Annotated in this window: 8 protein-coding genes and 1 rRNA gene; 7 read left to right on the top strand and 2 right to left on the bottom strand. The window is 26.7% G+C overall.

Annotated elements, in window-relative coordinates; all coding sequences use genetic code 11:
* Window positions 1-9 precede the first annotated feature (9 nt).
* The 5 genes from rrf to BM384_RS18555 all read left to right on the top strand — a co-directional run bounded on the left by rrf (window position 10) and on the right by BM384_RS18555 (window position 3,796).
* Window positions 10-126: ribosomal RNA gene (rrf, locus tag BM384_RS13825) — 5S ribosomal RNA — on the top strand.
* Between the two features lie 380 nt (window positions 127-506).
* On the top strand, window positions 507-1,748 hold the full coding sequence (locus tag BM384_RS18315; protein ID WP_242946046.1) for a cache domain-containing protein: 1,242 nt from the start codon (window positions 507-509) through the stop codon (window positions 1,746-1,748).
* Window positions 1,691-2,512 carry a methyl-accepting chemotaxis protein gene (locus BM384_RS18310; protein WP_242946045.1) on the top strand — a complete coding sequence of 274 codons (822 nt, stop codon included), beginning with the start codon at window positions 1,691-1,693 and terminating at the stop codon, window positions 2,510-2,512. The genes BM384_RS18315 and BM384_RS18310 overlap by 58 nt, the downstream gene beginning before the upstream one ends.
* 16 nt (window positions 2,513-2,528) lie before the next feature.
* Window positions 2,529-3,605 (top strand): ABC transporter substrate-binding protein, encoded by a 1,077-nt coding sequence (locus tag BM384_RS13815; protein WP_242946044.1) that lies wholly within the window; start codon window positions 2,529-2,531, stop codon window positions 3,603-3,605.
* Between the two features lie 62 nt (window positions 3,606-3,667).
* Complete coding sequence (locus BM384_RS18555; protein ID WP_278280934.1) at window positions 3,668-3,796, top strand: hypothetical protein; 129 nt, start codon at window positions 3,668-3,670, stop codon at window positions 3,794-3,796.
* Window positions 3,797-4,043: 247 nt separating this feature from the next.
* Here BM384_RS18555 and BM384_RS18550 read toward each other — a convergent pair whose 3' ends face one another.
* Window positions 4,044-4,178, bottom strand: coding sequence for a hypothetical protein (locus tag BM384_RS18550; protein ID WP_278280933.1), 135 nt, complete (start codon window positions 4,176-4,178; stop codon window positions 4,044-4,046).
* Window positions 4,179-4,610: 432 nt separating this feature from the next.
* On the opposite strand from BM384_RS18550, the gene BM384_RS13810 reads away from it, so the two are divergent.
* Window positions 4,611-4,919 (top strand): RICIN domain-containing protein, encoded by a 309-nt coding sequence (locus BM384_RS13810; RefSeq protein WP_090014449.1) that lies wholly within the window; start codon window positions 4,611-4,613, stop codon window positions 4,917-4,919.
* 341 nt (window positions 4,920-5,260) lie between these two features.
* Window positions 5,261-6,787 (top strand): hypothetical protein, encoded by a 1,527-nt coding sequence (locus tag BM384_RS13805; RefSeq protein ID WP_090014448.1) that lies wholly within the window; start codon window positions 5,261-5,263, stop codon window positions 6,785-6,787.
* A gap of 104 nt (window positions 6,788-6,891) precedes the next feature.
* Here BM384_RS13805 and BM384_RS13800 read toward each other — a convergent pair whose 3' ends face one another.
* Window positions 6,892-7,074, bottom strand: coding sequence for a DUF4177 domain-containing protein (locus BM384_RS13800; protein ID WP_242946043.1), 183 nt, complete (start codon window positions 7,072-7,074; stop codon window positions 6,892-6,894).
* Between the last annotated feature and the right edge of the window lie 174 nt (window positions 7,075-7,248).

Raw genomic sequence — 7,248 nt, 5'->3', positions numbered from 1 at the left:
CATCTCAAATCTGGTGATGATGGCGTAGAGGAAACACTCCTTTCCATTCCGAACAGGACAGTTAAGCTCTACAGCGCCGATGGTACTTCACGGGAAACTGTGCGGGAGAGTAGGACGTTGTCAGGTAGTTACTACGGAGAAGATTGTATCTATTTTATAGATACAATCTTTTTTTAATGCATAGGAAAGTATAAAATTTTTTTTGATGCTAAACACTGATTTTGACTGGCTTTCTCATATGGAAGTTGTCAAATGCATTAAAAAATAATTGTAGGCCGCAAAAGAACCTAAAAACAAAATAATTTAAATTTTAAAAGTAATTTAGAGAGTTTTAATACTTTTTTAAATTACTTTTTTTGTTATTTTTAAATGTAAATTTAAAAATAATTTAAAAAATCACATAAAAATATATGTTTTATAGTGGAATGATATTGAAATTAAAAAATATTTACAATAATATAAAAATAATAGTATAATTATGAAACGGAAGCGTAAAAGGAGGAAAAATGGTGGAAATTAATATGAGAGAAGGTCAAAACAAATTAACTTTAAAAGCACAAGTATTATCGAATTTTTTTGCTGTAGGAATAATTCTATTAATAGTATTTGTTGCTATAACATCAATAATAGTCAGCTCATCGATGTATAATAGTCAAGTTAGCTCACTAAGGCAAATTTCTAGTATGGCTGCTAAAAATGTTGATAAGTGGGGAGATGATAATAGTTTATTAGTAGAAGATATTGCAAACTCTCAGATAGTAAAATCTAATGATTTAGAAGGTATTCAAAAGGAGCTTAAGAATAAACAAGCGCAAGATACAAGTATATCAAATATTATGTATACAGATGTTAATGGGAATATAATTAAAGATTCAAAAGGGTCCGTTAACGAAAGTGTACAATCTAAGGAATATTTTAAAGGTGTAAGTAAAGGTTATTCATATATAAGTAATGTATTTTGGAATGATAGTAAGGATGTACCATTAGTAGTATTTTCTTGTCCTCTCAAAAAGGATAATTTAATTGTAGGATATATTATAGCTGATATTAAGGTAGAAGGTATTGGAGAGAATATAGGTAAAATATTATTCTCAGACGAAGGAAGAATATTTACATTTAATAATCAAGGACAAGTAACTTATCATAATGATTCATCTAAAATTATTAATGAAAATGTTTTTAATTTATCAGATAAATTAAAACAATCATCAGAAAAGGCCTTAGATGGTAATTTTAATGAAGTTCAATATGATTATGATGGTGTAAAACAGGTGGCAATATATAATTATATTCCATCCTTAAATTGGGGGATAATGGTTACAGTGCCTAAGAGCGAAGTACATGCTGCATTTGTAAGAATAAGTATTATAACAGCAATATTAATTGTAATTTTAATAGGAATTATTGCAGTTTTAGGAATGTATATATCTAATAATTTAACTAGACCTATAGGTAAGTTAGCTGTGTTAAGTAAAGAAGTAGCTGAAGGTGATTTATCTAATGAGTGTAATTTAAATGGTTCGCTTGAAATGAATAATATAGGAAAAGATTTTAATGAGATGATACTATCATTAAAGAATCTTGTATTAAGTATTAGAAGTAATAGTGATGAATTAATGAGTGCATCTATTACTTTGAATGCAATGTCAGAAACAGCAAAGATAACTAGTAAAGATATATCACAAGAGCAATGGAAGAAATATCAGGTGTTTCAGTTCAACAAGCTGAAAAGGCTGAAAATGTGTTAAATCAAGTTCGAAATCTTGATGAAAAAATGCATGAACTTTCTACAGAACTTGAAGAAACTAATAATGCATTAAAAAACTCAAAATCAGCACTAATTAGAGGAAATGAAGGTACAAGAGCGTTAAGAGATAACACTAAAATTCAGGATAAATTAGTATCTGAAACAGTTTTAGAAGTCAAAGAACTTTCATATTCTGTAATGAACATAGACGAAATAATTGTTTCTATAAATGAAATTGCTGATCAAATCACACTTTTAGCTTTAAATGCTTCTATAGAAGCTGCTAGAGCAGGAGAAGCAGGAAAAGGATTTGCTGTTGTAGCAGAAGAGGTTGGAAATCTTGCAAAGAAATCTCAAGATTCCACTAAGCAGATTGCAAATATTTTAAGTGATATAAAAGTTAAAGCAGATAAAACAACTAACTTTATGTATTCCATTGATAAAGGAATGAAAACTCAATCCGAAACTGTTAATGAAACATTAAAGATATTTGAAGATGTAACTAATGCAGACGAAAAAATAGCTGAAAATATTAATTCTTTCAATGAGATTATTAAATTTATTAAAAATTTCAGTGGAGAACTTTTAACTCTAATCGAAGTATTAGCAAGTAGTTCGGAGCAAAGTGCTGCAGTTGCAGAAGAGGTTACAGCATCTTCTACAGATCAAATTGAGGCTGTAGGAAAGGTAAAAGATGCTAGTAGTAATATTTTAGATATTGTAGATGAGTTAAAGAAAAATATAGAGAAATTTAAAACTGAATAGATATGGAGGAAATAATTTGAGAAGGTTAATATCTTTATTTTTAATATGTTTAGTGTCTGTAAGTTTGTTTGTTGGATGTGGTAATGATAGTAGTAATGTTACAAATATATCTATTCTAAATTCTAAACCAGAAATGGAAGAGGCTTTGAATGATTTAATAGAAGAATTTACAAAGCAAAATAATGATATAAATATTAAGGTGGTAAAGTATAGTCAATCAGGTGTATATAAAGATAAGTTAGATTCAATGCAGTCTATAGATAATGCTCCTACAATGGCATTAATTGATCCTTCTAATATAAATTTATATGCGGATAGATGTTTAAATTTATCTGAAGAAAACTGGGTTTCAAATATTGTTGGAGGAGTAGATGAAATTGCTAAAAATAAAGATGGACAAGTAGTAGCCTTTCCTTTTGCTACGGAAGGAATAGGATTAATTTATAATAAAAAAGTGTTATCAGAAGCTGGAGTGGATGTAAATAGTATTAATACTATTTCATCTTTAGAAGAATCTTTTAAAAAGATTGAAGCATCAGGGAAAAAAGGTATTGTAGTAACCAATGAAGAATGGTCTTTAGGAGATCACTTTTCTGCTACATTTTACGAAGTAGATAGAAAGAAATTTAATAAGAGTGCTATAGAATATTTAAATTCTATATCTAATGAAGATTTAAGAAGTAATGCAACATTAAATGGATTATTAGATACTTTTGATTTAATGAAAAAATATAATATTTATGCAGAAAATCCATTAGCACCTTCTTATGATAAATGTGCAGAGATATTTGGCAAAGGTGAAGTTGTTTTTTGGTATATGGGAAATTGGGCTTCACAATCAATTTTAAATAATAGCTTGGGTAATAATGAGTTTGGATTTATACCAGTTCCAATTAGTAATAATGCTAATGATTATGGCAATAATGAAATTGTACTAGGAGTTACTAAATATATTGTAATAGATTCTGAAAATAGTTCAGAAGAGCAGAAAGAAGCTGCTAAAAGATTTTTAGATTTTATTGTATATAGTGATGATGGTGAGAAATTTTTAGTGGAAGATGCAGGGGGGGTATCCCAGTATTTGACAATATAGAAGTTACTTCTAATGACCCATTAATTAAAGATATTATTAATTATAGAGATCAAAATAAAACTATGAATTTAATGAATAGTTATCTTCCATCAGATTATTCTAGTAATATTGGATCTGCTTTTAAGAAATATTTAAATAATGAAATGAGTAGAGAAGAGCTGATTAGTACTATTCAAACATATTGGTCTTAATTTAGCATACCATACATATTTAGTTCATTAATATTAATGATTTTAATGAACACCCCTTTTTATCTATAATACGGGCATTAGTAAAATGGTGACTCATTGGACTTTCATGAATAAATTTTTAAAAAATAATATTAGGTTTTAAATCTTTAGTACCCATTATTGTAAGTTCAACTGCATCCTTGCCTTTAATAGCGGATTCAACAAGTACTTCTGCAAAAGGGTGATACTTACTGCTATAGAACTGATTCTAATTTTGAGGTTTAAATCTTGTAGTTCCTTCCATTGTGCAACTGAAAACAAAAAGCATACCATAAAGGGTTCTATTTTTATTAAAACCAAAAATACCAGTTAATTTGGCATTAGCACCTTCAGTAATAACCAATTTTTTACTTAAGATAGAAGAAGAGTTTCCATTACTTTTTACATAAGTTCTAACATGAGTCCCTAAATCTTTTCCATTAAAAGCAATAGCATTAAATTTAAATTAAACTCCTAATTTTTATATTCACTCCGTAAATATTTAAATGTAGATAATTGTACTATTACAGGAAGAGGTTTAAAGAGTTTTTATGACAATGGAAGATTAGACTCTATTTTAAGTACAATAAAAAGTGGAGATTACTTATTAGTTCAATTTGGAATCAATGATTCAGGCTCAAATAATCATGAACGTTAAGCACCTGTATGTAGTGATGTTAAAATACTAAAAGTGGTTCTTTTAAATTTTATATCAAAAAGTATGTTGAAGGCGCAAAGAGCCATGGTGCAACACCAATTTTAATTTTTATGTGGTGTACTTTCTGGCTCTAATGATATGACTTATTTTAGTGAAGAAGGAGCTAAGAATGCAGCAAGACTTGTTGCAGGAGAATTTAATAAAATTTATGGAATAAGTGGAGTAAAGGATATAAGTAATCAGAGTATCAAATATAGAAAGTATAGAATTAGGAATATACAAAGTGGACTTTATTTAGATGTTACAGATGGTAAAGCTGCTAATGGTGTAAATGTACAACAATGGGCAAGTGATAGACCAGCAGATTATAATACATGGAGATTAAAATCACAGGGAAATAGATATTATAAAATTTATTTAGAAGTAGGAAACAAATCATATTATTAGATCTTGATTATGGAAAAGCTGATAATTGAACAAACATATACGAGTAGACAAGAAATGGTGGAAAGAATCAGATGTGGATATTAGAAGCTGCTTAATGATTTATAATTAGGATAATATGTAAAATATAAAGAAGCTGCATTATGAATAAAAGTTATAAATATAGGCAAGTATCTAAACAAATAATTGTTTGGATATGTTAGAGATGTATTCGGATAAATATAAAAGAAAAAGGATTTTTTAGACTGGCGCTTATTTTCTTCTTTAATAAAAGTATAAAATGTAATATTCTATTAAGTAGTAATTGTGAAACTAAGATAAATTTATTTTTAGGAGTGGATTATATGAATAAGCTTATAAAAGAGCTAGAAAAAAATGAAATGATTAATAAGTTATTAAAATGTTTTGAGGATGACTTCATAAAAAATTATGAAAAATCAGATGATTTAGAAGAATACTTGTTAGAGAATAATAGGGATACTATATTTAGAAAGTGGCTATTTTCTCCTATTCTTGAAACTATATATATTACACCTAATTACATAATAAATAATATTGCACAGGAAATAGAAGAGGGAAATTATACAATTATACCTCATGCAGTTATACATATAGAAAATTTTCAAGTTAATTTTAAATTTAACTGGATTATATATTCTGAAGAAAAAAATCCGGTTTTAGATGATTTAAATGTACTTTTAAGTTATTGTAAACCAGTTTTAACTAAAAGATTTAATAATATATATGTGTTAGACAATGGTGAAGAAATAATTGATGCAATTAATTTTAGAAGTGGATATTATATTAATTATTTAATTGATATAGCTGTAAGTATGAATCTGTTAAAAAAGATGGAATCAATAAATTGCTTTGTTTATCAAATAGGAGATAATTACGAGAAATACAGTAAACTTTCAGATAGTGAAAAAATAAAGATGATAATAGAGAGTAGCTTTAGGACTTCTACAAAAAATATAGAAAAAATATACGATGTAAAAGATGATAATATAATTTTAAAGCTTTTAGATAACAATATAATATTAGATGATTTTATGAATTTATTGACAGAAATCAAAAAAATAGATAGCAATATGATGTATGAAGAAGAGTATGCTTTTTTAGGAAGAGTAATAGATATTAATTTTACATCTGTATTTGGGTATTATTTGGGTCTTGTGATGCCAGTGTATAATGACAGCTTTTTTACGCAAGTATTTTTAAAGATAGCTAAAAAAGCAATTAAGAGTGATATGTTAGAGGATGTGATTTTTCAGTTTGAAGCCGGACATGAACTTACAGCTAGTGGTGATAAAATTTTAATGAATTTTAAAGATAAATTTAGAGATAAGACTTTTAAAAAGGGAACTGATAAATTATTAAATGATGTTTTAGAACATTATTTAAGTTATAAGGATGAATATGAAGCTGAAATTATGGGGACTTTATATGAGATAGATGAAGATTTTGATATTTTTAATGAGGTTCCTCATACTATAGGTGAAAATCTTAATGAATTTTTTAATTATTTAGCATTTGATAAACATTTAAAAAAAGAAACATGTGAAAAGCATTATGAAAATGTAATGTTTTATATTCATTTTTATTTGCAATGTGAGACATTAAAAGATTTTAATAGAATATCACAAGATTCATTACATGAATTCTTATTAAAATATTTTATTCCTAAATTTGCTACTAGTAAAACAAATGTTAAGGATGAAATGATATCATTAAATCAATATTTTAAATTTTTAAGTGATAGAGAATTAATAAATAAAGATATTATGAAAGATATAAAAGGTGTTATGAAAAATAAGGAGTTTTATGTTACTTATTTTGAAGAGTGGATAAATGATGAAGATGACTTTTGATATAAATATTTCTAAATATTAAGATGTAAATAGCAGGTAGATGAAATTAAAATTCTACTTGCTATTTTTTGGATAGTGATTCAAATACTAATGTAGCCTGAATTCTATCTCCCCCCCAATAATCCTTTACTTCCTGAAGAAGTAGTTGTAATTGTAATTGTAATTGTATGTAGTCTGTATCCTTTTGCTGCTTGATCATTTATTACTCTTTCTAATTCGGGTAGATTACCAGAGCTTGTTCCAATTAATCTTTCTTTTAATACTACTTGTAAAACAACATAATGCATATTAAATCCCGCCTGTTATATATTGCTATTAATTTAAAAAATACGTATTTAATAGAATTAATAGATAAAATTAAATTTTAAGAAATATTTTAGAAACATTTTTATGATAGAATATCTCGTATTTGAAATACTAAATAGTGTAGACGAATATTTATATATTTTTCTACTAAACCT

Source organism: Clostridium sp. DSM 8431, assembly GCF_900116755.1.
GTDB lineage: Bacteria > Bacillota > Clostridia > Clostridiales > Clostridiaceae > Clostridium.
This window is presented reverse-complemented; position numbering and strand designations above follow the sequence as displayed.